26 protein-coding genes and 3 tRNA genes are annotated in these 24,684 nt (G+C 35.7%); 17 read left to right on the forward strand and 12 right to left on the reverse strand.

The features are described from left to right. Positions 1-87 precede the first annotated feature (87 nt). The 5 genes from yidD to RBH94_RS11050 form a co-directional block, all read right to left on the reverse strand. Positions 88-309: a membrane protein insertion efficiency factor YidD gene (yidD, locus tag RBH94_RS11030; RefSeq protein WP_188223689.1), complete on the reverse strand. Its 222-nt coding sequence runs from the start codon at positions 307-309 to the stop codon at positions 88-90. Between the two features lie 102 nt (positions 310-411). Continuing rightward, positions 412-1,893 (reverse strand): cysteine--tRNA ligase, encoded by a 1,482-nt coding sequence (gene cysS / locus RBH94_RS11035; protein WP_307880947.1) that lies wholly within the window; start codon positions 1,891-1,893, stop codon positions 412-414. A gap of 31 nt (positions 1,894-1,924) precedes the next feature. Further along, the gene (gene folE / locus RBH94_RS11040) at positions 1,925-2,602 is read right to left on the reverse strand and encodes a GTP cyclohydrolase I FolE (protein WP_240571338.1); all 678 of its coding nucleotides are present in this window, start codon (positions 2,600-2,602) and stop codon (positions 1,925-1,927) included. A gap of 222 nt (positions 2,603-2,824) precedes the next feature. Beyond that, positions 2,825-4,342, reverse strand: a complete 1,518-nt coding sequence (locus RBH94_RS11045; protein WP_307880948.1) for an OmpP1/FadL family transporter — start codon at positions 4,340-4,342, stop codon at positions 2,825-2,827. A gap of 26 nt (positions 4,343-4,368) precedes the next feature. Next, a complete protein-coding gene (locus RBH94_RS11050) occupies positions 4,369-5,523 on the reverse strand; it encodes a hypothetical protein (RefSeq protein WP_307880949.1) in 1,155 nt (384 codons plus the stop codon). Between the two features lie 99 nt (positions 5,524-5,622). Here RBH94_RS11050 and proS point away from each other — a divergent pair, with 99 nt between their 5' ends. The 5 genes from proS to RBH94_RS11075 all read left to right on the forward strand — a co-directional run bounded on the left by proS (position 5,623) and on the right by RBH94_RS11075 (position 8,325). Next, positions 5,623-7,101, forward strand: coding sequence for a proline--tRNA ligase (proS, locus tag RBH94_RS11055; protein WP_307880950.1), 1,479 nt, complete (start codon positions 5,623-5,625; stop codon positions 7,099-7,101). 149 nt (positions 7,102-7,250) lie between these two features. Then, positions 7,251-7,322: transfer RNA gene (locus tag RBH94_RS11060), tRNA-Glu, on the forward strand. Between the two features lie 99 nt (positions 7,323-7,421). After that, positions 7,422-7,493 (forward strand) — tRNA-Glu (locus RBH94_RS11065). Between the two features lie 27 nt (positions 7,494-7,520). Further along, positions 7,521-7,772, forward strand: coding sequence for a 30S ribosomal protein S20 (rpsT, locus tag RBH94_RS11070; RefSeq protein WP_188223696.1), 252 nt, complete (start codon positions 7,521-7,523; stop codon positions 7,770-7,772). A gap of 196 nt (positions 7,773-7,968) precedes the next feature. Continuing rightward, positions 7,969-8,325, forward strand: coding sequence for a hypothetical protein (locus RBH94_RS11075; RefSeq protein WP_307880951.1), 357 nt, complete (start codon positions 7,969-7,971; stop codon positions 8,323-8,325). Between the two features lie 79 nt (positions 8,326-8,404). Here RBH94_RS11075 and rho read toward each other — a convergent pair whose 3' ends face one another. After that, positions 8,405-10,096 carry a transcription termination factor Rho gene (gene rho / locus RBH94_RS11080; protein ID WP_307880952.1) on the reverse strand — a complete coding sequence of 564 codons (1,692 nt, stop codon included), beginning with the start codon at positions 10,094-10,096 and terminating at the stop codon, positions 8,405-8,407. 198 nt (positions 10,097-10,294) lie between these two features. Here rho and RBH94_RS11085 point away from each other — a divergent pair, with 198 nt between their 5' ends. Then, positions 10,295-10,705, forward strand: a complete 411-nt coding sequence (locus RBH94_RS11085; RefSeq protein ID WP_307880953.1) for a DUF4293 domain-containing protein — start codon at positions 10,295-10,297, stop codon at positions 10,703-10,705. Between the two features lie 166 nt (positions 10,706-10,871). On the opposite strand, the gene RBH94_RS11090 is transcribed toward RBH94_RS11085, so the two are convergent. After that, a complete protein-coding gene (locus tag RBH94_RS11090) occupies positions 10,872-11,369 on the reverse strand; it encodes a metallophosphoesterase (protein ID WP_307880954.1) in 498 nt (165 codons plus the stop codon). Between the two features lie 133 nt (positions 11,370-11,502). On the opposite strand from RBH94_RS11090, the gene RBH94_RS11095 reads away from it, so the two are divergent. From RBH94_RS11095 to RBH94_RS11105, 3 genes are all read left to right on the forward strand, one after another. Then, complete coding sequence (locus RBH94_RS11095; protein WP_307880955.1) at positions 11,503-12,516, forward strand: FRG domain-containing protein; 1,014 nt, start codon at positions 11,503-11,505, stop codon at positions 12,514-12,516. Positions 12,517-12,704: 188 nt separating this feature from the next. Then, complete coding sequence (truA, locus tag RBH94_RS11100; protein WP_307880956.1) at positions 12,705-13,448, forward strand: tRNA pseudouridine(38-40) synthase TruA; 744 nt, start codon at positions 12,705-12,707, stop codon at positions 13,446-13,448. Beyond that, positions 13,448-15,217 carry an ABC transporter ATP-binding protein gene (locus RBH94_RS11105; RefSeq protein WP_307880957.1) on the forward strand — a complete coding sequence of 590 codons (1,770 nt, stop codon included), beginning with the start codon at positions 13,448-13,450 and terminating at the stop codon, positions 15,215-15,217. Before truA ends, RBH94_RS11105 begins: the two co-directional genes overlap by 1 nt. On the opposite strand, the gene RBH94_RS11110 is transcribed toward RBH94_RS11105, so the two are convergent. The 3 genes from RBH94_RS11110 to folP are packed head-to-tail and all read right to left on the reverse strand — an operon-like array spanning position 15,214 to position 17,543. Next, positions 15,214-15,999, reverse strand: a complete 786-nt coding sequence (locus RBH94_RS11110; RefSeq protein WP_307880958.1) for a diadenylate cyclase — start codon at positions 15,997-15,999, stop codon at positions 15,214-15,216. The genes RBH94_RS11105 and RBH94_RS11110 overlap by 4 nt on opposite strands. A gap of 36 nt (positions 16,000-16,035) precedes the next feature. Further along, positions 16,036-16,710 (reverse strand): hypothetical protein, encoded by a 675-nt coding sequence (locus RBH94_RS11115; RefSeq protein WP_307880959.1) that lies wholly within the window; start codon positions 16,708-16,710, stop codon positions 16,036-16,038. Between the two features lie 5 nt (positions 16,711-16,715). After that, entirely contained in the window at positions 16,716-17,543 is an 828-nt protein-coding gene (gene folP, locus RBH94_RS11120) for a dihydropteroate synthase (protein ID WP_307880960.1), read from the reverse strand. 195 nt (positions 17,544-17,738) lie between these two features. Between folP and RBH94_RS11125 the strand changes: the two genes are divergently transcribed. From RBH94_RS11125 to RBH94_RS11155, 7 genes are all read left to right on the forward strand, one after another. Next, positions 17,739-18,275, forward strand: a complete 537-nt coding sequence (locus tag RBH94_RS11125) for a DUF1599 domain-containing protein (RefSeq protein WP_188223708.1) — start codon at positions 17,739-17,741, stop codon at positions 18,273-18,275. Between the two features lies 1 nt (position 18,276). Beyond that, positions 18,277-19,596: a BT_3928 family protein gene (locus RBH94_RS11130; protein WP_307880961.1), complete on the forward strand. Its 1,320-nt coding sequence runs from the start codon at positions 18,277-18,279 to the stop codon at positions 19,594-19,596. 1 nt (position 19,597) lies between these two features. Beyond that, the gene (locus RBH94_RS11135) at positions 19,598-20,674 is read left to right on the forward strand and encodes an ABC transporter permease (RefSeq protein ID WP_307883160.1); all 1,077 of its coding nucleotides are present in this window, start codon (positions 19,598-19,600) and stop codon (positions 20,672-20,674) included. A 19-nt stretch (positions 20,675-20,693) separates the two neighbouring features. Further along, positions 20,694-21,182, forward strand: coding sequence for a TlpA disulfide reductase family protein (locus RBH94_RS11140; protein WP_307880962.1), 489 nt, complete (start codon positions 20,694-20,696; stop codon positions 21,180-21,182). A gap of 48 nt (positions 21,183-21,230) precedes the next feature. Then, a complete protein-coding gene (gene tpiA, locus RBH94_RS11145) occupies positions 21,231-21,980 on the forward strand; it encodes a triose-phosphate isomerase (RefSeq protein WP_307880963.1) in 750 nt (249 codons plus the stop codon). Positions 21,981-22,106: 126 nt separating this feature from the next. After that, positions 22,107-22,943 (forward strand): 50S ribosomal protein L11 methyltransferase, encoded by an 837-nt coding sequence (gene prmA, locus RBH94_RS11150; protein WP_307880964.1) that lies wholly within the window; start codon positions 22,107-22,109, stop codon positions 22,941-22,943. A 103-nt stretch (positions 22,944-23,046) separates the two neighbouring features. Further along, positions 23,047-23,322: an ATP-dependent Clp protease adaptor ClpS gene (locus tag RBH94_RS11155; protein WP_188223713.1), complete on the forward strand. Its 276-nt coding sequence runs from the start codon at positions 23,047-23,049 to the stop codon at positions 23,320-23,322. A 61-nt stretch (positions 23,323-23,383) separates the two neighbouring features. Here the strand turns inward: RBH94_RS11155 and RBH94_RS11160 are convergent, their stop codons facing one another. Then, positions 23,384-23,797, reverse strand: coding sequence for a DUF6691 family protein (locus RBH94_RS11160; protein WP_188223714.1), 414 nt, complete (start codon positions 23,795-23,797; stop codon positions 23,384-23,386). A 3-nt stretch (positions 23,798-23,800) separates the two neighbouring features. Then, entirely contained in the window at positions 23,801-24,358 is a 558-nt protein-coding gene (locus RBH94_RS11165; RefSeq protein ID WP_307880965.1) for a YeeE/YedE family protein, read from the reverse strand. A gap of 196 nt (positions 24,359-24,554) precedes the next feature. Between RBH94_RS11165 and RBH94_RS11170 the strand changes: the two genes are divergently transcribed. Next, positions 24,555-24,628: transfer RNA gene (locus RBH94_RS11170), tRNA-Arg, on the forward strand. Positions 24,629-24,684: the final 56 nt, after the last annotated feature.

Raw genomic sequence — 24,684 nt, forward strand, 5'->3', positions numbered from 1 at the left:
TTTTTGAATGAAACATAAAGTAAGCCCCAAACGGTCTCTAAAAAGAAACATTCAGAATAATGCTTTTTATTTTATATCCTATTCAATTTAAGGTACAGGGTCGTAACCTGAGCCTCCCCAAGGGTGACAACTAAAAATGCGCTTAATAGCTAACCATCCGCCTTTAAATAACCCATGTTTTTGTAAAGCTTCCTTACTATAGTGTGAGCAGGTAGGCGTGTATCTACAAGTTGCGGGTGTAAGAGGAGAAATAAAGGTCTGGTAAATCTTTATTAGCAATAGAAACGGTGCAACAAGTAGTTTTTTCATGCTTTTGTTAACCTGAACTTGTTTCAGGTTCTATTTTTTGGTTTGCTAAGTCGTTAAACTGAAAATGTTTTTTTCAACTTAACGACTCACAAACAACAATATTTAATTTACAGAAAATGAGGTGCCGTCTTTTCCGTCTTTTAGTTGAATACCAGCGTTTGCCAGTTCATCACGAATTTGATCAGATAAGGCAAAGTCTCTATTAGCTCTGGCTTCCTGCCTCAACTTAATTAGTATATCGACAGCAGCCGATAATTTATCGGTACCCGATTCTTTTTTAGTCACGTTTTCAAGACCCAATACATCAAAAGTAAAGATGTTAATGGTTTCCTTTAACAATGCTAAATCAGCTTCAGTTAAGGTTTCAACGCCTTCTTTAACTTGGTTAATATATTTTACAGCTTCAAATAAATGCGCAATAACGATAGGTGAATTGAAATCGTCGTTCATAGCATCATAACACGCTTGTTTCCATGCGTTGATGTCTATGGTTGAGGCTTTAGAAGCTTGTAGGCTATCTAATTGATTAATGGCATCCATTAACCTGAAAAAGCCTTTTTCGCTGGCTAATAAACCATCATCGGTTAAGTCTAAAACACTTCTGTATGACGATTGTGCAATAAAGAAACGAATAACACTTGGCGCATATGCTTTACTGAAGAACTTGTTATTTCCTGACAATAATTCATCAGGGTTCACAGTGTTTCCTGTGCTTTTAGACATACGTTGCCCGTTTAACTCCAACATATTCGCATGCATCCAGTAATTTACTGGTGACTCACCCTTAGCGGCTTCATTTTGTGCAATTTCACATTCGTGGTGCGGGAATTTTAAATCCATTCCACCACCGTGAATATCAAAACGATCCCCTAAATATTTGGTGCTCATAGCAGTACATTCTAAATGCCAGCCAGGGAATCCGTCTCCCCAAGGCGAAGGCCAACGCATAATGTGTTGCGGTTCGGCTTTTTTCCAAAGGGCAAAATCCTGCGGATTCTTTTTATCACTCTGTCCGTCTAATTCACGGGTATTGTGAATTAAATCTTCTAGTTTACGTTTACTTAATTTTCCGTATTCATGACTTTCATTAAACTTATGTACATCGAAATACACCGATCCGTTTACGACGTAAGCAAAGCCGTTATCGATGATGCTTTTAATAAGTTCAATTTGTTCAATAATATGTCCTGTTGCAGTAGGTTCAATACTAGGCGGGAGGAAATTAAAGGTGTTTAGAATGTTGTGAAAATCTACTGTGTAGCGTTGTACGACTTCCATAGGTTCAATCTGTTCTAAACGTGCTTTTTTAGTGATTTTATCTTCACCCGCATCAGCATCATTTTCTAAGTGACCAGCATCGGTAATATTCCTTACATAACGAACCTTATACCCTAAATGTTTTAGATATCTGAAAATCATGTCGAAAGACATAAAGGTTCTCACATTTCCTAAATGCACATTACTGTACACCGTTGGTCCGCATACGTACATGCCAATGTGGCCTTCGTTAATAGGTTTGAAAAGTTCTTTTTTACCAGTAAGGGAGTTGTATATTTTTATTTGTTGATCTTGAAAAAGTTGCATTGATGTTGGGTTGATAAGCAATTAGTTTAACTTAAAACTTGGTGTCTAATTTTATGTAATCTAAAAATTCTCTGCGTACAGATTCTTCTTTAAATTTACCACCAAACTCTGAGGTTACGGTACTACTTTCAATATCGCGAATACCTCTTGAGTTTACACATAAGTGTTTTGCATCTACAACGCAGGCAACATCGTCTGTACCTAATACTTCTTGAAGCTCTTTAACAATCTGGATGGTTAAACGCTCCTGAACTTGTGGACGCTTAGCGTAGTAATCTACAATACGATTCATTTTAGATAAACCAACAACCGAACCGTTAGAGATGTAAGCAATATGCGCTTTACCAACGATTGGTAATAAATGGTGCTCACAGGTTGAATAAACCGTAATGTTTTTTTCAACCAGCATTTCCCCATATTTGTATTTATTGTCGAAAGTTGAAGCACTAGGTTTTCTTTTTGGGTCTAAACCACCAAAAATTTCTTTAACAAACATTTTTGCCACGCGGTTAGGTGTGCCGCTTAAGCTGTCGTCTGTTAAATCAAGACCTAATGTTTCCATGATGTGACGTACATCGTCTTTAATTATTTCTATTTTTTCTTCATTAGACAATTTAAAAGCATCACCTCTTAATGGGGTGTCTGATGAAGTTCCAATGTGGTCGTCTCCTAAAGATTCAAATTCTTCTAAGTTATTCTCAATTTTCATCTGTTCATTTCATTGTTGTTTAGTTGAATGATTATCATATCATTAACTAAAAAAATCACTTTAAGTTTGCAAAGATAAGCAAAACAGTTTTGTTATGATTTGTATTATTACACAATTAATTTAAAGAGTAGGTCTGTTTTTCTAGGTATTAATTACATGAAAAATGAAAAAAGCTTGAATTTAGTAATCCAAGCTTCTTTGTAATATTGTTTGATTACGTTTTTATAAGTTGAAACTTAGAGAAAACGTAATATTAGAATTGGTTTGGTCTATAGATGCATTATCTATTAAACCAACGTTATATAATGGGGTTTCGAACGAACGTTGCGATTGGTCGAAAGTCACATCAAATTTCGTATTTCCAAAACTATAACCTAAACCAACAGAGAATCCGTTTAAATCTCCAACAGTAATACCGTCGGCATACGGACTTTCTTCGTAACGGTAACCACCTCGTAAACTCAATTGCTTAATTCTGTACTCACCACCAATACGATAGGTAGAGGCTGTGGTTAAAATATCGTTCATAATAGCATTTTGATCTGCGAAGAAGCTATCAGATGTCGGTTTAAATTTCGTGTTACTATAATCTTTAATAGAATAGTCGAAACTTAGCAAGCCTTGCGTTCCAAAAATATAGGCTAGACTTCCGGTGAATTTTCCTGGAGTTTGAATTCTGTATTGTGGATAAATATTAATAATTGAAGGAATGTAGTCTACATCTGGATCTGCAAGATTGGTGTTGATGTATTGCGTGGTTTCCTCTCTAATGGTATACCAGGTAGGAGAGTCGTAAGTGGCTCCAACTCTAAATTCTTGAGACAGTTTTAAAATACCTCCTAACTGAAACGAAAACCCGTTTCCAGTAGTAGATAAGGTATTATCGAAATCAATATATTCAATATCTCCACCGTTATTATTGTCTTCCATTAAACTGGTTACACGATCGTAATCAATAAAATGAGAATTTAAGTTAAGTCCTAAGTACAACTTGTCCTCGTATTGTGTAGCGAAGTTAAAGGAAATTTTACCGTTATAACCTGTTGAGATATAAGAGTAATCATGAATGAAGTTTCCAGTAGCTACATTAGCAATATATTCGGTATTGTTATCACTATCGGTAACAGGGTCTAAAATATAGGCTTGATAACCTAAAAAGGCTTGTTGATGAGCAAACCCATATCTTCCACCTATATCTTGGTAAGCTTCTTCTATAAATCGGTCATTTAAAGAAATTTCCGCTAAAGGAATGCCGTCGGCATAATCATAAAAGTAGCTCGCTATAGAATTACTGAATTGACCGTCGTTGTTAGTGTTTGTACCTATGGCATTCCAAACATTTTCATGATTGTTTGTCTTTTCGTAAGCCACACTTAATGCAAATTTTCGCCATGAGGAATTGTTTCTTGCTGCAAATACAAAAGTTGCTCCTCCTTGATTTAGGTCAAACGTTGAATTGTTTACTTTGTTATTACCGTTAAAATACTGTGTTTCATTTTTTACATCGGCATTCGATAAAGAAAACGATACGTGACTCGCACTGAATACTGCCGAACTTGCCGGGTTTAAACTCACGGCACTCATATCTCCACCAAGCGCACCGAAAGCACCACTTAAGGCTCTAAAACGAGCTGTTCCTTGAATTTCACTTTGTGAGTAACGCAACGCATCACTAATATCCTGAGCATTTAGTGCGCATGCCGAGAGTATACCTATAAATAACAGGTTTAACTTTTTCATAGTTTAATTTTTCTTTTTTTAAGCTTTTATCCTCTTCTTCCACCGCTTGAAGATCTAGAACTACCACCACTAGAACGGCTACTGCTTCCAGACGATGATCTCATACTTGACCCAGAGCTAGATCTGGAACTAGATCCCGAACTATAATTTCTACTTGGGGTGTAGGATTTATTTCCTGATGATCTTCTAGAATAGTTACTGTTGTTACTGTTGGAAGAATTGTAAGATCTTGATGTCGTTGTTGTTCTTCTGTTAGAAGAAGAGGCTCTTGATGTCGAATTTTTTGATGGCGTGTAAGTAGACGAAGAGCGTCTTTGGGTACTGCTTGAATAATTTCGAGTGCCATTGGTATTATAACTTCTTCTATCTGCATTAACACCATTTCTATCTATAGTGCTTCTTCTTGAAGTGTATTTAGAAGTCCTGTCTGAACTCGTATAACTACTTCTTCTGTTAATTGGGGTAGAAGTTCCTCGGTTAGAGTAGCTACCTCTTCTACTAGAGCTATAGGCAATATTTCTTCTATCGTAAATACCATTGTTTCCCCAGTAACCACCATAGTAGGTGTTATATCCATAATATCTTCCGTAAGGCGCGCCGTAATATCCTATGTGGCCATAACGCCAGGGATTACCCCAGCCATAATAACCGCCGTACCAAAACGGATCGTAGTATCCCCAGTTGTTCCAGCCCCAGTTCCAGGAATTCCATCCCCATCCCCAGTTCCAATTGTTGTAGCCGTAATTCCAACCATAATTCCAACCCCAGTTATTCCAATAAGGATCACCCCAATAACCATAACCGGTATTAAAATTAATAGTAACACTGCTGTTTTCCTGTCCCCAACCACCATAACCTTGGTAGTCGTTGGCCTGAGCATCATCCTCAGAGTAACCCGATGTTTCGTAATCATCTATATCAGTAAAAATTTCACTACTGGAAATCATATAATCGGCTTCCATAGATTTATTTTTAAAGTAGTTAGAATAATAGTCATTCTTAGAATTATCTTTAGGCACTTCAACAACAGCTTCTTCGTAGCGATCGTATTGTTCTGTGCTTCCGTAAATCCCATCATTAGCGCCAACATATTGATAAGAACCACATGAAGACAAGCCAATTGCCAAGCCTAAAACGGCTAAAATTGGCATTTTCTTGATTAAGTAGTTGTTAAATAGCATATCATTAGATTTTTATTGTTGAACATAACAAAAATAGTTAGTTTTGCTGAACTATTTTTATATTTAACATAATCACAATATTTGTGCCAAAATACTAATATGAGTAAAAAACTTACCAGTAGATCAGAAGATTATTCGAAATGGTATAACGAACTTGTTGTAAAGGCTGATCTGGCGGAGAATTCGGCTGTAAGAGGATGTATGGTTATTAAGCCTTACGGATATGCCATTTGGGAAAAAATGCAGGCGGAATTAGATAGAATGTTTAAAGAAACGGGGCACCAAAATGCCTATTTTCCATTGTTTGTTCCGAAAAGTTTATTTGAAGCTGAAGAAAAGAATGCCGAAGGGTTTGCAAAAGAATGTGCTGTAGTAACACATTATAGATTACAAAACGATCCTGATAAACCAGGTAAATTAAGAGTTGATCCTGAAGCTAGGCTGGAAGAGGAGTTAGTAGTGCGTCCAACGTCTGAAGCTATTATATGGAACACCTACAGAAACTGGATACAATCGTATAGAGATTTACCAATATTAATTAACCAATGGGCTAATGTAGTACGTTGGGAAATGCGTACGCGTTTATTTTTACGTACAGCAGAATTCTTATGGCAGGAAGGTCACACAGCGCATGAAACAAAAGCAGAAGCATTAGCAGAAGCTAAAACCATGAATAATGTGTATGCCACTTTTGCAGAAAAATTTATGGCGATTCCGGTAGTGCAAGGGGTAAAAACAGAAAGCGAACGTTTTGCGGGAGCTGTGGAAACCTATTGTATTGAGGCTTTAATGCAGGATGGTAAAGCACTGCAGGCAGGAACATCTCACTTCTTAGGTCAGAACTTTGCAAAAGCCTTTGATGTGAAATATGCAAGTAAAGAAGGTAAGCAAGATTATGTATGGGCAACCTCTTGGGGCGTTTCTACACGTTTAATGGGTGCCTTAATCATGACGCATAGTGATGATAACGGATTAGTATTGCCACCAAGCTTAGCGCCAAATCAAGTTGTTATTGTTCCTATATATAAGAGTGATGAAGATTTAGATAAGATTACTGAAGTCGCTAATGGTATTATGAGTGATTTAAGAGCTAAAGGTATATCTGTAAAGTTCGATAATAGAACCACACAACGTCCGGGAGCTAAATTTGCACAACACGAATTACAAGGAGTGCCGTTACGTATAGCTATAGGTCCAAAAGATTTAGCAAATGGCACAGTAGAACTAGCACGTCGTGATACGTTAACAAAATCTGTTGTGACTCTAGATGACTTAACAACCACTATCGATGATCTTTTAAAAGAGATTCAGGAGACGTTATTTAATAAAGCATTAGAATTTAGAGATAGCCACATTACAGAAGTAGAAACATTCGAAGAATTTAAGGATGTTTTAGAAAATAAAACCGGATTTATCTCGGCACATTGGGATGGAACAAATGAGACCGAAGAAAAGATAAAAGAGCTTACAAAAGCCACGATTAGATGTATTCCTTTGGAAATGAAAGAGGAAGAAGGTGTGTGTGTGTATTCTGGTAAGCCCTCTAAAGGTCGGGTGTTATTTGCAAAAGCCTATTAATTGAAAATTTTTTAAAAAAAGTTTGCTAAGGTATTGCAGCATTCAGAAAAAGGTGTAATTTTGCAACCGCAATCGAGAAAATTGCTAGTTATTTGAAAAGTATCGCAAGTTTAAAGTAGTAAAATTGTTTACGCTTTCAAAGATACCATGGCCCGTTCGTCTATCGGCTAGGACGCCAGGTTTTCATCCTGGTAAGAGGGGTTCGATTCCCCTACGGGCTACTATTTTTCTCGAAAAAAAAAGTACATTAATTTATTGAAAAGAAGTTGTGAGTGTAAGAAATAAGTTTTACATTTGCGCTCTCGAAAAACAATAATAATGGCCCGTTCGTCTATCGGCTAGGACGCCAGGTTTTCATCCTGGTAAGAGGGGTTCGATTCCCCTACGGGCTACAATATTTTAATAATATACAAAAGAAAATGGCAAATCATAAGTCAGCATTAAAAAGAATAAGAAGTAACGAAGCTAAACGTTTAGTTAATAAGTACCAGCACAAAACAACTCGTAATGCTATTAAGAAATTACGTGAGTTAACTGATAAGAAAGAAGCTGAAGCTTTATTTCCATCTGTAGTATCTATGTTAGATAAATTAGCTAAGAAAAACGTTATTCACGCTAATAAAGCTGCTAACCTTAAATCTGGTTTAGCTAAGCACGTAGCTGCGCTTTAAGAGCCTGAACATAATAAAATATTTAAAAGCTTCTCTTTTAGAGAGGCTTTTTTTGTGTTTTAATTTTAGAATAAACAGAGTTATTTACTTAAAATAATTGGTCAAAATGATTAGAAAAATTGCTGAAATTGTTTTCTAATCCTCTAAATTTGCAAATAGAACAACTTAATTATTTATATCACATAATATTAGCCTTTTGGAAAATACAACAGCAATAAAGTTAATTGATAAGATTGTAAACGATCTGGATCAGACAGGAATCAATACAGATACATTAATTGATGACATTAAAAAACTAAGAGGGTATGCCTTAGAAGAGCAAATTCCATTAGTTGTAAAGGTATTAAGACTAACTTACGAGCACATTGAAGAAAACGATACGTTCTTAATTCCTATGCCGGAAGATGAAGAAGATGAGTTTGAAGTAGAGGCTGCAGTAGAGAGTTCTCCTGTAGATAGTTTAAAATATGTGATTTCGTTAATGAGAAATCTTGATAATAAAATTAACGTCGCGGACTTAAAGGCGTATAGAGATGCGTTAAATAACTTTTAATATTTAACAATTCCTTTTAAAGTATAAAAAAAAGCCTTTCTGAAAAGAAAGGCTTTTTTGTGTTTATATCTGGAAGGTTTTATCCGTTCATCGAGATTAAAAACTCTTCGTTGTTTCTGGTTTGTTTCACACGATCGTTAATGAATTCCATCGCTTCAACAGGGTTCATATCGGCAAGATACTTGCGCATTACCCACATACGTTGAATGGTAGCTTCATCTAATAATAAATCGTCGCGACGTGTACTTGAAGAGGTAAGGTCGATAGCAGGGAAAATTCTACGATTAGCAATTTTTCTATCTAACTGAAGTTCCATATTACCGGTTCCTTTAAATTCTTCGAAGATTACCTCGTCCATTTTAGAACCTGTTTCGGTTAATGCTGTCGCAATAATGGTTAAAGATCCTCCGTTTTCAATATTTCTTGCCGCACCAAAGAAACGTTTTGGTTTGTGTAAAGCGTTAGCATCAACACCACCACTTAATATTTTACCAGAGGCTGGTTGCACCGTATTGTAAGCACGTGCTAAACGTGTAATCGAATCTAAAAGAATCACCACATCATGACCACATTCTACCAAGCGTTTTGCTTTTTCAAGAACGATATCAGCAATTTTTACGTGCTCGTGTGCTTCCTTGTCAAACGTCGATGAAATAACCTCACCACGCACATTACGTTGCATATCGGTAACCTCTTCAGGACGCTCATCAATAAGTAAAATCATTAAGTATACTTCCGGGTGGTTAGCAGCAATAGCGTTAGCCACATCTTTAAGTAACATGGTTTTACCTGTTTTAGGTTGCGATACAATCATACCACGTTGTCCTTTTCCAATAGGAGAGAACAGGTCCATAATTCTGGTAGAAATCGTACTTTGCTTTTCGGCAATATTGAATTTCTCTCTAGGGAATAATGGCGTTAAGTGTTCGAAAGCCACACGGTCTCTAACCACTTCTGGCTTCTGACCATTAATTTTATTGACCTTAATTAAAGGGAAATATTTTTCACCTTCTTTAGGAGGTCTTACGTTTCCTAAAACGGTATCACCTTTCTTTAATCCGAATAAACGAATCTGCGATTGTGATACGTAAATATCATCAGGAGACGATAAATAGTTGTAATCTGATGAGCGTAAAAATCCGTACCCATCCTGCATAATATCTAAAACACCCTCACTTTCAATGATAGCATCAAACTCAAAATCAGGCTCGCGGTAACGGTTTCTGTTATCCTTATTACCCGCATCCACATGGCTTTGGTTACCTTTTTGGTTTTTATGCTGGTTTTTATGCTGGTTATCTTTCTTTTGGTTTTGCTTATGTTGATGGTCTTTCTGACGATCTTGCTGCTGATTATGAGGTTTAGCTGTTTTTTCTTGTTTAGCTTCACTTTTATTTTCAGCTGGTGCAGGTGTAGGTGTTTCTGCTTTAGCAGCAGGCTTAGGAGTGTCTGCTTTTGGAGTCTCCTCTTGCTTTTTTGTTTCGTTTTTTACAGGTGCCGGTTTTGTACGTTGTACACGCTGTCTGGGCTTTTTAGCCTCTTTCTTAGGTTCTTCTTTCTTTGGGGCCTCTTTTGTTTTTGGTTCTTTTGTAGCTGTTTCAGAAGATTCAACGACAGCTTTTACTGCTTTGGGGTCTGCAGCCTGACGATCTAGTATTTGGTATACTAAATCCATTTTTTTTAATGAACGATACTTAGGGATGTTCAATTGTTTAGCAATCTCTTGTAAATCAGAGAGCTTTTTTGCGTTTAATTGAGAAATTTCAAACATTGATGTTTAATATAATATGTTTTAGAATTTTAAATTTTGGGTTATTCTGAAAAAAAAATGATTTTATTCTGAAGAATTAACAACCTGTTAATGCGGTTGTTGAGAAATGTTAATGCAATTATACAACTTTATTTTAATTTTTAGTAGTAAAATTTTAAAAGAAACTGTTATTTTTGCGTTCGAGTTTAAAAAAAACCAATGTTACAACGCATACAATCTATATATCTTTTAGCTGCAGCAGGCGTTTCTGCAGGGTTAATATTTGTATTCCATTTATGGGTTACAAACGATGATGTAGTAGTATATGCAAAAGACGATATTAAGTATTTGGCGATGTTTGTAGCTTCGGCAGCCTTATCGTTGGTAACCATATTTAAGTATAAAAACAGGAAGTCTCAATTTATGTTGGGGCGACTTAACATCATATTAAACTTTATTTTACTAGGATTTTTTGTGTATCAATCTCTAAATGTATCTGGAGAAACTAACGTTTCTGAGAAAGGTATTGGGATGCTTCTTCCTATCATTTCTATCGTATTTCTGGCTTTAGCCAATAAGGCCATCAAAAAGGATGAAGATCTTGTAAAATCTGTAGATCGATTGCGATAAACCTAACATCTTAGTAGTATTAGTGCGTTAGCCCAAGGTGAAGATCTTGGGCTTTTTTTTTAAGCCTCCCTTAGTCCCTCCAAAGGAGGGAAACACTCCGAGTTGTGATGTTTTTTTAAAGTGGAAACAAAAGTCCTTCCCTTTGGGAAGGATTTAGGAAGGGCTTTTAATACCTGTTTTCAAATTCAATCACTTCCAGATTATCAATTTTACCTTTGTCTATGGTAAAACGTAGCATGGTACGTATTTTATGAAACCCGTGTTTACCAACTGCTCCAGGATTCATGTGTAACAAATTTAATTTTTTATCGGGCATCACTTTTAAAATGTGAGAATGCCCACAGATAAACAATTTTGGGGGATTGGCTTTTATCGCCTCGCGAACCCTCATGTTATACGCATTGGGATAACCGCCAATATGTGTGATCCACACATCGACACCTTCGCACATAAACCGGTTGTTTTCCGGGAACTCGGTTCGAATTTCCGAGTTATCGATATTCCCATACACCCCGCGCAACGGTTTTAAAGCTTTAATAGCATCGGTAACTTTTATATCACCAATATCGCCGGCATGCCAGACCTCGTCTGCTTGCTTTACATATTTTAAAATATCGTCGTCTATATAACTGTGTGTGTCTGAAAGTAACAGGATGTTGGTCATGTGCCGAATACTAAATTGGGTGTAAAAGTAACAGTTTTAAATTGTTTAAAAGTATTAATGAACGTTAATAAGTTTGTTTTAAGTTGTAGGAAAATTGCAGTAAATTGCTAAATGTCTTTTAAGTTTCAGAAATATGTATAAAGAACTTCCGATTGAAATGAGATTAAAGTTTGAGCCAACAATAAACTCGAATGGAAAAACAATACAGGGGGTTTCTCCTGTTGATAAAACTACCTATTGGTTGTATGATTTTGGAGAAGATTGTGATTGTTTTTTTGAATGTTTTAATAATCCTTTTTCTGAATTATACCAAACAGATATTTTAAATATGCCAGCTAAATATGTTTTTAGAGGGCATAAATTTGCTGAATGGGATCTTCTGCCGTCAGCTTTCCGTGATCTTAACTTAGAAGGGAATGAAAATGAGTTAAATGTTTTAAAATCAGGTAACGGACATGTTTTACCTGAGTTAAAGGATTTTGTGAATTTTATTAAAGGGTTGAATGGTTTAGGTTATAAAATTGAGGAAGAAACTTTTAAATTGATAAATTCTCTAGAAGATGAAAATTTTATTTCTTCAAGATTAATTGATGATTTTCCTAAGGAATCGCAATTAAAAGAATTGGCTTTGGCACAACACTACGGTGTTCCAACAAGGTTATTAGATTTCACATTTAACCCCAATGTAGCTATGTTCTTTGCGGGAGAGAGTGTAAAACACCCAAAAAAAGGTGATGATTCAAAAATTGGAATTTGGGCGATTCCTGAGAGGTTGATAGACTTGTCTAGAGAAGATTTTTTTATTGATAGGATTTTTGTCCAAGGTTATCAAAATCAAAATATGATTGCTCAAAAAGGATTGTTTATCAATTATTTTTATGGTAGAGCAATTGATGACAGTTTGTTTGATGTTTCGGGTAAAATAACAAGTTTGGATAAATACTTGTATCAAAATAAAAGAAGAGCGGATAACCAATTATTAGTTGATAAAAAAATAGGGAAACCTTGTTTATTTAGTTTGTCTCATAAAGCTGTTTGGCAATTATTTCAACGATTGGAAAATATGGATATAAATTGGTATACAATTCAACCTGATTTAGAAGGCATTAAAAAGGAGGTGGAAAGAATGAGAGTTGTGAGAAAGTAAGTTAGTCGCTGTTTCATAGCGTTAGGGATAGTAGCGGCTAGCTTTGGCCTATGCCAAACTAATAGCGTATAGCCCGACCCGAAGGGTAACGCCCAAACCCATCTTTTAGTATAGAATTAAGACGGTGATTTTCGCAGGAATACCAAAACTGTCTATCTTTGCTATTTCAACAAAACGATTAAAGCAATTTGAGGTATTTTATAGAGCTATCCTACAATGGTAGTGCATATCATGGTTGGCAAAACCAGCCAACGGCAATTTCGGTTCAGGAAGTCATTGAAAAGGGCTTAAGCACCTTGCTAAAAACACCTATCGCTATTGTTGGTGCCGGCCGTACCGACGCCGGTGTGCATGCCACGCAAATGTTTGCGCATTTTGATACCGATCTTGAGATTGATGAAGCGCATTTAACCTATAAGCTCAATGCGTTTTTGCCCAAAGATGTGGCGATTCATGAGATTTTTAAAGTGCAACCTGAGACGCATGCGCGTTTCGATGCCTTGAGTCGTGCGTATTTGTATCGGATCTCTTTAAAAAAGAATGTGTTTAATGTTGATGCGGCATATTACGTTAAGCAACAGTTGGATGTTGAAAAAATGCAGAAAGCTTGTAGGATTTTATTCGACTATAAAGACTTTCAGTGTTTTTCTAAAGTAAATACCGATGTAAAAACGTATAATTGTGATATTATGAAAGCCGAATGGTTTTTTAAAGATGACGAGCTGCATTTTGTTATTAAAGCCGATCGATTTTTACGAAACATGGTGCGCGCTATTGTTGGTACCATGGTAAATATTGGTTTAGGTAAATTGGCTGTAGACGATTTGCACACCATAATACAATCTAAAAACAGAAGTGAGGCCGGGTATTCAGTGCCGGGGCATGCTTTGTATTTAACCGAAGTGGCTTATCCTAACGATATAAAACTGTAATGAGTAAAACAAAAGAAAATATATTCGACGTTGTTCTGTTTAAACGTCTGTTTCAATACATAAAACCATATAAACTTGTCTTTGTGATCTTGGCTGTTTTAGTGGTGTTACTGGCTATTTTTAGTGCAGCTACACCTTATATTACCAAGTACGCAATAGATAACAGTATTGAAGTGAAAATACCAGAAACGTTTCTGTATTACATACTGGCCATGTTTGCTGTATTGATTTTACAAACGGTCTTTCAGCTGGCATTTATTTACTATGCAGCCTGGCTGGGACAGAATCTGGTGGAAGATGTACGTGTGAAATTATTTAATCACCTGCTTAAGTTTAAGATGAAGTATTACGATAATTCATCGGTAGGGGTATTAATTACCAGAGCGGTAACAGATATGGAGCGTATTGCTGATATTTTCGGGCAGGGACTCTTTATGATTTTCAGAGATCTTTTAACCATGGTCGTGGTGTTTGGTGTAATGGTAAGTACCAACTGGCGATTAAGTTTAATTGTGTTTGTAATGCTTCCTATTCTAATGTACGCCACGCGTATTTTTCAGAAGTATATGAAAGTCGCTTTCGAGGAAGTTAGAAATGAGGTGTCTAATTTGAATTCTTTTGTTCAGGAGCGTTTAACAGGGATGAAGATTCTTCAGTTGTTTACTCGTGAAGATGTCGAGTACAAAAAATTTACAGAAATCAACGAACGCCATAAAAAAGGCTGGTTAAAAACGGTTTGGTATAACTCTATATTCTTTCCGCTGGCCGATTTAGTGTCTTCGGTGTGTATTGGCGCGGTAGCCTGGTATGGTGGTTTAAGTGTTGTTTTAGAGAATAATGAAGTAACTCAGGGAGATTTAATTGCGTTTATAATGTATATCCCTATGTTGTTCAGACCATTGCGCCAAATAGCTGATAAATTTAATACCCTTCAAATGGGAATGGTAGCAGCGACACGTGTGTTTAAGGTTATAGATACCACTTCTCAAATTGATGATAAAGGAACTATTATAGCCGAACATTTTAAAGGGGATATCGCTTTTAAAAATGTCGTGTTTAGTTATGTGGATGATGAAGAAGTGCTTAAGGGAATTTCCTTTGATGTTAAAGCAGGAGAGACTATTGCTATTGTAGGAGCAACGGGAGCCGGGAAATCAACAATTATCAATTTATTAAACCGTTTTTATGAAATTAAAGATGGAGTTATAGCTATTGATGGTGTCGATATTAAAGCAGTAACTTTAGCGTCGTTACGCACACAAATTGCTGTGGTATTGCAGGATGTGTTCTTGTTTGCCGATACTATTTTAAATAATATTACCTTAAACAATCCGGATATTACCGAAGCTCAGGTGGAAGCCGCGGCTAAGGAAATAGGAGTACATGAATTTATAAGCAGTTTGCCAGGAGGTTATCATTACAACGTAAAAGAGCGTGGGGTGATGTTGTCTTCTGGGCAACGTCAGCTAATTTCGTTTTTACGAGCGTATGTAACTAATCCTAGTATTTTAGTGTTAGATGAAGCGACATCGTCGGTAGATTCGTATTCAGAGCAGTTGATTCAAAATGCGACCGAGAAAATTACCAAAGGCAGAACTTCTATTGTTATTGCGCATCGTCTGGCAACCATTAAAAAAGCAGATAAAATTTTAGTAATGGATTCCGGTGAAATTGTAGAGCAAGGCACACATGATGAATTACTTCAAAAAGAAAACGGGTATTACAAAAACCTATACGAGGTGCAGTTTTTAAAAGAGGAGGTGGTTTAAGTTAAGTCAGCTTTTATCATTGACTTTAAGGTTTCTGTATTGTCAAACACAATAAATTCGCCATCTTTAAAGTAAGACATTTGTCCGGTTTCTTCACTAACCACTAAAGCTAAAGCGTCTGTTCTTTCGGTGACACCAATAGCGGCACGGTGGCGTAAACCAAAGCGTTTCGGTACTGTTTTTTCGTTGTTTAGAGGCAGAATAACCCGAGTTGCTTTTACAATGTTGTTACTTACTATTATGGCACCATCATGCAGCGGACTGTTTTTAAAAAAGATGCTTTCAATAATAGGTTGAGTCACCTTAATATTCATTTCATCACCGCTTGAACTTAAGAAATCAAGGTTGTTATTTCGTTCGAAAACAATTAAAGCACCGGTGCGTGATTGTCCCATTTTTGTACAAGCCGATAAAATGGCATCGACATTGGTTTCATCAGCGGATTCGGTTTTTAAAAAGCTAAATTGCTTCAAAAAGTTACGACGACGATTAAAATTCGTCGATCCAACCATTAGTAGAAACTTTCTGATTTCAGGTTGAAAGACTACAATTAGCGCAATAATTCCCACTCTCATAAATCCTCCGAAAATTCCAGAAAGCAGTTCCATATTCAGGAATTCGGTAAGGCGCCAAACAAGATAGGTAATAATGATTCCAATAAAAATGTTGATGGCAACGGTGCCTTTAATAAGTTTATAAACGTAGTAGAGCAGCAGGGCAACTAAAAAGACGTCTATAATGTCGACAACAGAAAATTTTAAAAGGTCATTAAATATATCCAAGGCATATGGGTTTTGGTAAATTTAGTAAAAATAAGATTAATCCTGAATGAATTCTTGGTGAGCTATGTTTAAGTCTTCAGGGGCGATATTTTCTAAAATAGATTTTATACTAATATATTCCTGAAAGGTTAAATCTTTAGAAAATCGCAATGAAATCGTGCTCCCTGATGAATACGTAGCTCTTAAATCTTCAAACAAATGATCTTTTGTTGTTTCTTTTATAAAAGGCTCTAAATCTGGAGTTATTATAAATAGTTCGCCCGTTTTAGAAAAGAAGATAAACTGAGAATTAATATCTTGGTGCAGTAGGGAGTTTACTGAGTTTTTGTTAGTCTTAATATATTCAACATCTGTAAAATCTATAAAACCTAAAGTTGTTTTGTTGGTATTATTGCAGGTATAATAATTCCGGGCTTCCTTGTTTTTATGAGAGGCCTTTTTCTTTTTATTCTGTAAAAATGTTATGTGTGGAATCACTTGATTTAAGGTCAGTCGCTTATCTATATTTACGAGCCAGTTTGTGGTGCTTATCAGGTTTTTTCGATTAAGTTCTACACTATCTTTTTGAGTAATATCATAAAACAGGTAGGCTGGTGAAACATCACTTATTTCTGTGATTTTTGAATGACTGACTTCCGGCAATAAAACCGATTTTTCTTTTCCGCAAGACACAAATAATATTGAAATGATAAGAAGAAGAAAGTGTTTCATAACATTTAATAGGTTTTTAAATGTTCAACTAACTTCACACATTCTATAGCTTCCTTTACATCATGTACACGTAAAATACCGGCGCCTTTTTGCAGGGCGATGGTATTTAATACACTGCTGCCGTTAAGTGCTTCCTGAGGATTGGTATCTAAATGTTTGTAAATCATCGATTTTCTTGAAATCCCGATTAGTATAGGTTTGTCTAGCATTTGAAAAAGTTCGAGATGCTGCATCAATTCATAGTTTTGTTCTAAGGTTTTTGAGAACCCGAAACCTGGATCGACAATAATATCGATAATACCTAAAGCTCTGGCAGCGGCAATACGTTCAGAAAAATAGAATAAAATGTCTTTCGTTAAGTTGTCGTATTTCGTGAATTGCTGCATGGTTTGTGGCGTACCGCGCATGTGCATCATAATATAAGGTACGTGCAAATCAGCTACGATTGGCAGCATGTTTTCATCTAACAATCCTGCCGAAATATCATTAATCATAGCAGCTCCAGATTCGATAGCTTGTTTGGCAACAGCACTTCTAAATGTGTCAACAGAAATTAAAGTGTCTGGAAAAGATTTCAGAATTAAATCGATAATAGGGGTGATGCGTTGTAATTCTTCAGTTTCAGAAACAAAAGCGGCATTAGGACGAGAACTGTAAGCACCAACATCAATAAATGTGGCCCCTTGGTTAAGCATGGTCTCCACATGATTTAAAATGTCGGTTTCGTTTTTATGTTTTCCGCCATCGTAGAAAGAATCAGGGGTGATGTTTAAAATTCCCATCACTTTTGGCGTTGATAAATCGATAAGTTGTCCTTTACAGTTTATGGTCATAATTGATGTTCTAAATCTTAATAATACGACAAGGTTTTTAATAAAAGGCTTTGTTGTATAGGGTGAAAAGCACCGTAAAATTACAGAATTGCAGGTAGGTATTCATCATAAAATAAATATTAAATAAACTTTAAGGCTCTAGCTTTTGAACTTTAAACAATTTAAGCGAAATTTACCCAAAATTCAATTTTATACATGCAAGATACTTCAAAGCAATACGATGCTGTTATAGATACCTGTAAAAGTTTATTTATCAAGAAAATGTCTGATTATGGTTGTGCGTGGCGCATAATGCGTTTACCATCGTTAACCGATCAAATTTTTATTAAAGCACAACGTATTCGCAGCCTTCAGGAGAACGAGGTGCGTAAAGTTGATGAAGGTGAAGTAAGTGAATTTATCGGAATCATCAATTACTGTATTATGGCTTTAATTCAGATAGAGAAGGGGATTGCCGATCAGCCGGATTTATCGACTGAAGAAGTTACGGAGCTGTATGAAAAGCAAGTAGCTATCACCAAAAAATTGATGGAAGATAAAAACCACGATTACGGTGAAGCCTGGCGTGATATGCGTGTAAGTAGCCTAACCGATTTAATTTTACAAAAATTATTAAGAGTTAAGCAGATTGAAAACAATGCCGGTAAAACCATTGTAAGTGAAGGTATTGACGCCAACTATCAGGACATGATTAATTATGCTGTATTTGCTCTAATTCATTTAAACGCTTAATATGAGAATTGTAGTTGCCCTAAGCCGTATTTTTGTCGGTGTTTTGTTTATTATTTCAGGATTAATCAAGCTTAACGACCCACTTGGGTTTTCATATAAATTACAGGAATATTTCAGTCCTGATGTATTAAACTTACCATTTTTAGAACCTTACGCCTTAATGATTTCCATTTTTGTTGTGGTGTTTGAGGTTGTTTTAGGAGTGTTTTTACTCATTGGTTACAAACCAAAATTTACGGTTTGGAGTCTATTGGCGATGATTGTATTCTTCACCTTTTTAACGTTTTACTCAGCATATTTCGATAAAGTAAAGGATTGTGGCTGTTTTGGTGATGCGTTAAAATTAACACCTTGGGAGAGTTTTACCAAAGACGTTATTTTGTTGGTGTTCATTTTAGTATTATTCATTGGTAAAAAATATATCAAGCCGGTTTTTACTCAATTACCAACAACGGTATTAGCATTATTGAGCTTTATTTTCTGTTTATGGTTAGGGTTCCATGTGTTGATGCATTTACCAGTAGTCGATTTCAGAGCTTATAAGATAGGAGCGAATATTGAAGAAGGCATGTCTACACCTGATGATGCGCCTAAACCGGTTATTGAGTACAGCTGGAAATTTGATGTAAACGGTAAAGAAGAAGTTATTAAAACTATGGGAGATTATCCTTCGGTAGAGGGTGATTTTATTAGTGTGGATACAGAAGTTATTGATGAAGGCTACCAGCCTCCGATTTATGATTTTTCAATTGAAAATTCAAACGGTGATAATTTAACAGAATACTTTTTACATGAGGATAATGTTATTGTAATTATATCCTACAGTTTAGAAAAGATTGAAAAGGCAGGAGCCGAAAAACTTACCGCATTTTCAAAACGCGCTGAAGGTTTAGGTTACAAGGTTATCGGTTTAACGGCTTCTGGCGATGCCGCTAAGGAGAAAATTAATGAAACTTATGGTTTAGATTTCGAATGGTATTTATGTGATGAAAAAGCATTGAAAACCGTAGTTAGATCGAATCCGGGAATCATTGAAATGGACCAGGGAACCGTTCAGCAGAAAGTACACTGGAACGATATTGAAACTTTAGTGTTACCAAAAGTGGAGAGAAAACCAGAACCAATACAAGATGATGGAATACTGTATTTGATTGATAATGAGATTTCAACAGAAGAAGATCTGGATGCTTTGGATGAAAATGATATTGAAGAGTTATATGTTCTGAAAGAAAGAAATGAGGGAGATATATTAGATTCAATTAATAAAGCCAACAAAACAAACTATACTTCGTTAGTAAAAGCAGTTTTAAAACAAGAATAATCTGATTAGTTACTTATTAAATAAAATCACCTATGCTTGCCTCACCTTATTTGGTGTAGTAACGGTTATATTCTTTTTATTTAATGTGCTTCCCGGAGATCCGGCGCAAATGATGCTGGGACAAAATGAAGACAGTAATCAATTAGCCATCGTCAAGCAAAAATACGGATTCGATAAACCTGTAAGTACGCAATATCTTTATTACCTGAATGATTTGTCACCGGTATCATTACACTCTACAAATCCAGGAGATTATACGTATTTACAGCCCGGTAAATACAAGGCAGTAAAACTATTTACAATAGGGAATACCACAGTCGTTTTAAAATTTCCATATTTACGAGAATCGTTTACCAAGCAAGGAAAGAAAGTCACTCAGGTACTAGCTGAAACCTTACCGAACACTTTTGTATTGGCGGTATCATCTATTGTTATAGCTATGGTGTTAGGTATTTTATTAGGTATTGTTTCGGCGTTGTATAAAGATACTTGGTTAGATAAAACCATTCAAATATTCAGTACGTTTGGTATGAGTGTACCATCGTTTTTTAGTGCCATTCTGTTCGCTTGGTTTTTTGGTTATGTATTGCATAAATATACCAATTTGGAAATGACCGGGAGTTTATATGAATTAGACGATTTTGGTGAAGCCATGCATATTAAATGGAAGAATTTAATTTTGCCGGCAGTCGTTTTAGGAATCCGCCCGTTAGCTGTGGTAATTCAGTTGATGCGAAATTCGTTGTTAGAAGTTTTTAACCAGGATTATATTCGAACGGCAAGAGCCAAAGGTTTAAGTGAATTTCAAATCATAAAACGTCATGCAGTAAAAAATGCATTGAATCCGGTAGTGACGGCGATTTCCGGTTGGTTTGCGTCTATGTTGGCTGGCGCGGTTTTTGTAGAGTATATTTTTGGCTGGAATGGCCTGGGAAAAGAAATAGTAAATGCTTTAAATACACTAGATTTGCCCGTAATTATGGGTGCGGTGTTAATTATAGCCTTACTCTTTATAATTATTAATATTTTTGTAGATATTATTTACGTTTGGTTAGACCCAAAAGTAAAACTGCAATAGACTCAAATTAAAATTAACTATGAGATTATTTGTATTAAGTATTGTTTTTTGTTTCAGTATGTTAAGTTGTGTGGCTCAAGATCAGCCTACCAAATTTTCAAAAGAAGCGTTAAACGATACCTTTGAAAACCTAAATGGTGACACTGTAAAATTTAAAGACATTATAAAACAGTATAAAGGTAAAACTGTGGTGATTGATATTTGGGCATCTTGGTGCAGCGATTGTATTAAAGGGATGCCTAAAGTACATGACTTACAAGATCAATTTGGAGAGGTAACCTATTTGTTTTTGTCTTTAGATAAAACCAAGGAAGCCTGGAAAAAGGGTATTGAAAAGTATGAGGTAAATGGAGAGCATTATTTTATGCAATCGGGCTGGAAAGGACCTTTCGGAACCTTCGTTCAGTTGGATTGGATTCCAAGATATATGGTTGTCGATAAAACCGGTAAAATAAAACTGTTTAAAGCTATTGAAGCTGACGACCAGCGTATTAAAGAAATTTTATAACTAACGACTAATAAAAAAATCCCTTAAACTAAACAGGGTAAGATTAACATGAGAGCACAAATTGTAGCAGGAAATTGGAAGATGAATAACGATTTAAGCGAAACCGAATCGTTAATTACAAGTTTAAAAGCACAAACAAAAACATCTAATGCAGAAGTTATGGTAGCCCCAACGGCAACCAACTTATATCAGGCATATAACAGCTTAAAAGGTTCAGGTGTTGAGGTTATCGCACAAAACATGCACTTTGCAGCAAACGGAGCGTATACCGGAGAAGTGAGTGCCTCTATGCTTAAAAGTGTAGGTGTACAAACTGTGATTTTAGGACACAGCGAGCGTCGTGAGTATTTCAATGAAACTGATGAGATGTTAGCTAAAAAGGTTGATGCAGCTTTAGCGAACGATATGCGTGTTATTTTTTGTTTCGGTGAAGAATTAGCCGATAGAAAATCAGGAAACCAAGAGAATGTTGTAGAAAGCCAGATTAAAAATGCTTTATTTCATCTTGAAGCTGATGCTTTTAAAAGCATTGTTTTAGCCTACGAACCGGTTTGGGCTATCGGAACAGGAGAGACAGCAAGCCCAGAGCAAGCCCAGGATATGCATGCGTTCATTAGAAAAACTTTAGCTGATAAGTATGGTGCAGACGTAGCTGATTCTGTCTCTATTCTTTACGGAGGTAGTGTGAAACCTAACAATGCGGTAGAAATTTTCTCTAAGCCAGACGTAGATGGTGGATTAATTGGAGGCGCTTCATTAAACGCTGAAGACTTTTTCGCTATTGTAAACGCATTTTAATTCAAAATATAATTTTTAGGTATTAGTTTACTTTTGGGAGTTTAATTAGACCTGAAAAATTTTTAACACAAAATAAAATCAACCTCATGAATTTTAAATTCATGAGGTTTTAATATAAAATAAATTATGTCAAACATCATTTATATAGGATACGAATTTACTGTAACACCATTACAACCCGCTGTAGAAATCTTGATTGCCGAATTAGGCTTCGCCGGATTTGAAAGCTTTGTGGAAACAGAAACTGGTGTAACAGCATATATTCAAAAGGAGGAATGGAATTCAGAGATTTTAAACGATGTTCAAATTTTAAATTCCGATGAGTTTAAAATCGACTATACTTTTAATGAAATAGAGCAAACCAACTGGAATGAAGAGTGGGAAAAGAATTTTAACCCAATAGTTGTCGACGATGTATGTTCGGTACGTGCGCCATTTCATGAGAATCCAAATACGAAGTACGATATTATTATTGAGCCTAAAATGAGTTTTGGTACCGGGCATCACGAAACGACCCATATGATGATTCAGCATATTCTAAAAAACGATTTCACTAATAAATCGGTTTTAGATATGGGCTGTGGTACAGGAGTTTTAGCCATTTTAGCCGAAATGAAAGGGGCAAAACCTATCGATGCTGTAGATTATGATAACTGGTGTTATGTAAACAGTTTAGAAAATGTAGAACGCAACAATTGCGGGCATATTACGGTAATAGAAGGCGATGCCAGTGTTTTAGAAGGTAAAAAGTACGATGTGATTATAGCTAATATTAACCGTAATATTTTATTACAGGATATGTCAACTTATGTATCGTGTTTAAATGAAAACGGGACTTTGTTTTTAAGTGGATTTTATAACGATGATATTCCGGTTATTCAGGAGGCGTGCGAAAAGTTAATGTTAAAATTTGTTGAAAAATTCGAGAGAAATCAATGGGTTGCATTAAAATTTTTAAATTAGCATATTGTTTTGCAGGTAGTTAGAGGTGTTTTTTTAAAACACCTGTAACCTTAATGCAATTTAAAAAGTTTGAAATCTCTGTAAATGAGTTAAATTAATGTGTATGAGTACTAGAGAAGAAACCTTAGAAGAATTACTACTGGAAGAAGAGGTGTTAACGCAAAACGAAATTGTTTTGTATAACGATGACGTTAATACCTTCGACCATGTTATTGAAACACTTATCTATGCCTGCGATCATACAGCAGAGCAAGCAGAACAATGTTCAATTATAGTGCACTATAAAGGAAAATGTACGGTTAAAACAGGGGCTTACGACGATTTAAAGCCGCGTTGCTCGATGTTACTTGATGCCGGATTAAGTGCAGAAATAGTTTAACACGATACACCTTTAGAATTTATTAAAGTAAATTCTGAAGGTGTACGTGTAATAATGCTTTTTAGTGAGGGAGTTTATCTTTTAAAACACCGTAAATAAATGTACCTACTATCGCTGCTAATATAACAATAGCAATGGTGTAGTATCCTGCTCCAAAAAGGATATACATTGGTCCTGGGCAAGCACCTACTAAAGCCCATCCAAATCCGAAGATTATACCTCCTATAATGTAACGAGGAAATCCTTTGTCCTTTTTAGGAACAAAGATTTCTGTGCCATATGTATTTTTAACATGCCCTCTTTTTGCCAATTGTAAAAAGATAACCCCAGAGGCGATGGCAGTACCAATAATACCATACATGTGGAAGGATTGGAATCTGAACATTTCGTAGATTCTGTACCAAGAAACCGCTTCAGATTTGGTTAATACAATTCCGAAAAATATACCGACTAATAAGAATTTTAAAAACTTCATAAACTAAAAAATTAAAGGTAAAATAAGGTTGGTCATAATTAATCCTCCAACAAAGAATCCGATCACAGCGATTAATGATGGTTTTTGTAAGCTGCTTAAACCTGTAATGGCATGCCCTGATGTACATCCACCAGCATAACGCGTACCAAAACCAACTAAAAGACCTCCAATAATTAAAAGCGCTAATCCTTTAATAGAAGAGATGGCTTCTAGATCGAACATTTCGTTGGGAACTAAGGTCTTTCCGGGATTTTCAAAACCCATTTGCTGTAATTCAGCAACTGTTGCTGGATTTAAATCAGTAATACTGTCATCAGACAAATAATGCGTTGCAATAAATCCACCAATAACGGTACCTGCTACTACGGTAAGGTTCCATAATTGGCTTTTCCAATCGAATTTGAAAAAATCTGCAAATTTATCGGCACCTATAATAGAACACATGGTTCTCAGGTTTGACGACATACCAAAGGTTTTACCAAAATATAAGAGTAATGCCATAACTATGGCAATAAGTGGGCCAGAAACAAACCATGGCCAAGGGCTTAAAATATAATCCATTTAAACAATTTTTGCCGCAAAAATAAGGGAACTATGTATTCCTTATGTAATAAATGTTACCAAACAAAAGTAGTGATTTTAAGTAAATATTTGATTGTTATAAGGTTATTGGTTTTATATAAAAAAAATCAAAAAATAATTGAAAATAATTTGGTGGTAACTTAATAAAAGTTCTATATTTGCACCCACAAAAAACGGCCACGTGGCGCAACTGAATAGCGCACTTGATTACGGCTCAAGAGGTTCCAGGTTTGAATCCTGGCGTGGTCACGAGTAAGATTTGAATGTGTAATTATGGTTTATTCTGTATTTACACATTTTAAATT

Origin of the sequence: Aestuariibaculum sp. YM273 (genome assembly GCF_030908365.1) — a bacterium.
In the GTDB taxonomy this organism is placed as follows: Bacteria; Bacteroidota; Bacteroidia; order Flavobacteriales; family Flavobacteriaceae; genus Aestuariibaculum; species Aestuariibaculum marinum.

What these genes read in the sequence shown, in the direction of transcription:
- RBH94_RS11095 (WP_307880955.1), top strand. Translation starts at nt 11,503, where the DNA reads ATGTATAAAGAACTTCCGATTGAAATGAGATTAAAGTTTGAGCCAACA.
- prmA (WP_307880964.1), top strand. Translation starts at nt 22,107, where the DNA reads ATGTCAAACATCATTTATATAGGATACGAATTTACTGTAACACCATTA.
- RBH94_RS11130 (WP_307880961.1), top strand. Translation starts at nt 18,277, where the DNA reads ATGAGAATTGTAGTTGCCCTAAGCCGTATTTTTGTCGGTGTTTTGTTT.
- RBH94_RS11045 (WP_307880948.1), bottom strand. Translation starts at nt 4,342, where the DNA reads ATGAAAAAGTTAAACCTGTTATTTATAGGTATACTCTCGGCATGCGCA.
- RBH94_RS11160 (WP_188223714.1), bottom strand. Translation starts at nt 23,797, where the DNA reads ATGAAGTTTTTAAAATTCTTATTAGTCGGTATATTTTTCGGAATTGTA.
- RBH94_RS11115 (WP_307880959.1), bottom strand. Translation starts at nt 16,710, where the DNA reads ATGAAACACTTTCTTCTTCTTATCATTTCAATATTATTTGTGTCTTGC.
- RBH94_RS11090 (WP_307880954.1), bottom strand. Translation starts at nt 11,369, where the DNA reads ATGACCAACATCCTGTTACTTTCAGACACACACAGTTATATAGACGAC.
- yidD (WP_188223689.1), bottom strand. Translation starts at nt 309, where the DNA reads ATGAAAAAACTACTTGTTGCACCGTTTCTATTGCTAATAAAGATTTAC.
- RBH94_RS11085 (WP_307880953.1), top strand. Translation starts at nt 10,295, where the DNA reads ATGTTACAACGCATACAATCTATATATCTTTTAGCTGCAGCAGGCGTT.
- folE (WP_240571338.1), bottom strand. Translation starts at nt 2,602, where the DNA reads ATGAAAATTGAGAATAACTTAGAAGAATTTGAATCTTTAGGAGACGAC.
- rho (WP_307880952.1), bottom strand. Translation starts at nt 10,096, where the DNA reads ATGTTTGAAATTTCTCAATTAAACGCAAAAAAGCTCTCTGATTTACAA.
- RBH94_RS11140 (WP_307880962.1), top strand. Translation starts at nt 20,694, where the DNA reads ATGAGATTATTTGTATTAAGTATTGTTTTTTGTTTCAGTATGTTAAGT.
- cysS (WP_307880947.1), bottom strand. Translation starts at nt 1,893, where the DNA reads ATGCAACTTTTTCAAGATCAACAAATAAAAATATACAACTCCCTTACT.
- rpsT (WP_188223696.1), top strand. Translation starts at nt 7,521, where the DNA reads ATGGCAAATCATAAGTCAGCATTAAAAAGAATAAGAAGTAACGAAGCT.
- RBH94_RS11165 (WP_307880965.1), bottom strand. Translation starts at nt 24,358, where the DNA reads ATGGATTATATTTTAAGCCCTTGGCCATGGTTTGTTTCTGGCCCACTT.
- RBH94_RS11155 (WP_188223713.1), top strand. Translation starts at nt 23,047, where the DNA reads ATGAGTACTAGAGAAGAAACCTTAGAAGAATTACTACTGGAAGAAGAG.
- RBH94_RS11105 (WP_307880957.1), top strand. Translation starts at nt 13,448, where the DNA reads ATGAGTAAAACAAAAGAAAATATATTCGACGTTGTTCTGTTTAAACGT.
- tpiA (WP_307880963.1), top strand. Translation starts at nt 21,231, where the DNA reads ATGAGAGCACAAATTGTAGCAGGAAATTGGAAGATGAATAACGATTTA.
- RBH94_RS11050 (WP_307880949.1), bottom strand. Translation starts at nt 5,523, where the DNA reads ATGCTATTTAACAACTACTTAATCAAGAAAATGCCAATTTTAGCCGTT.
- RBH94_RS11125 (WP_188223708.1), top strand. Translation starts at nt 17,739, where the DNA reads ATGCAAGATACTTCAAAGCAATACGATGCTGTTATAGATACCTGTAAA.
- folP (WP_307880960.1), bottom strand. Translation starts at nt 17,543, where the DNA reads ATGACCATAAACTGTAAAGGACAACTTATCGATTTATCAACGCCAAAA.
- proS (WP_307880950.1), top strand. Translation starts at nt 5,623, where the DNA reads ATGAGTAAAAAACTTACCAGTAGATCAGAAGATTATTCGAAATGGTAT.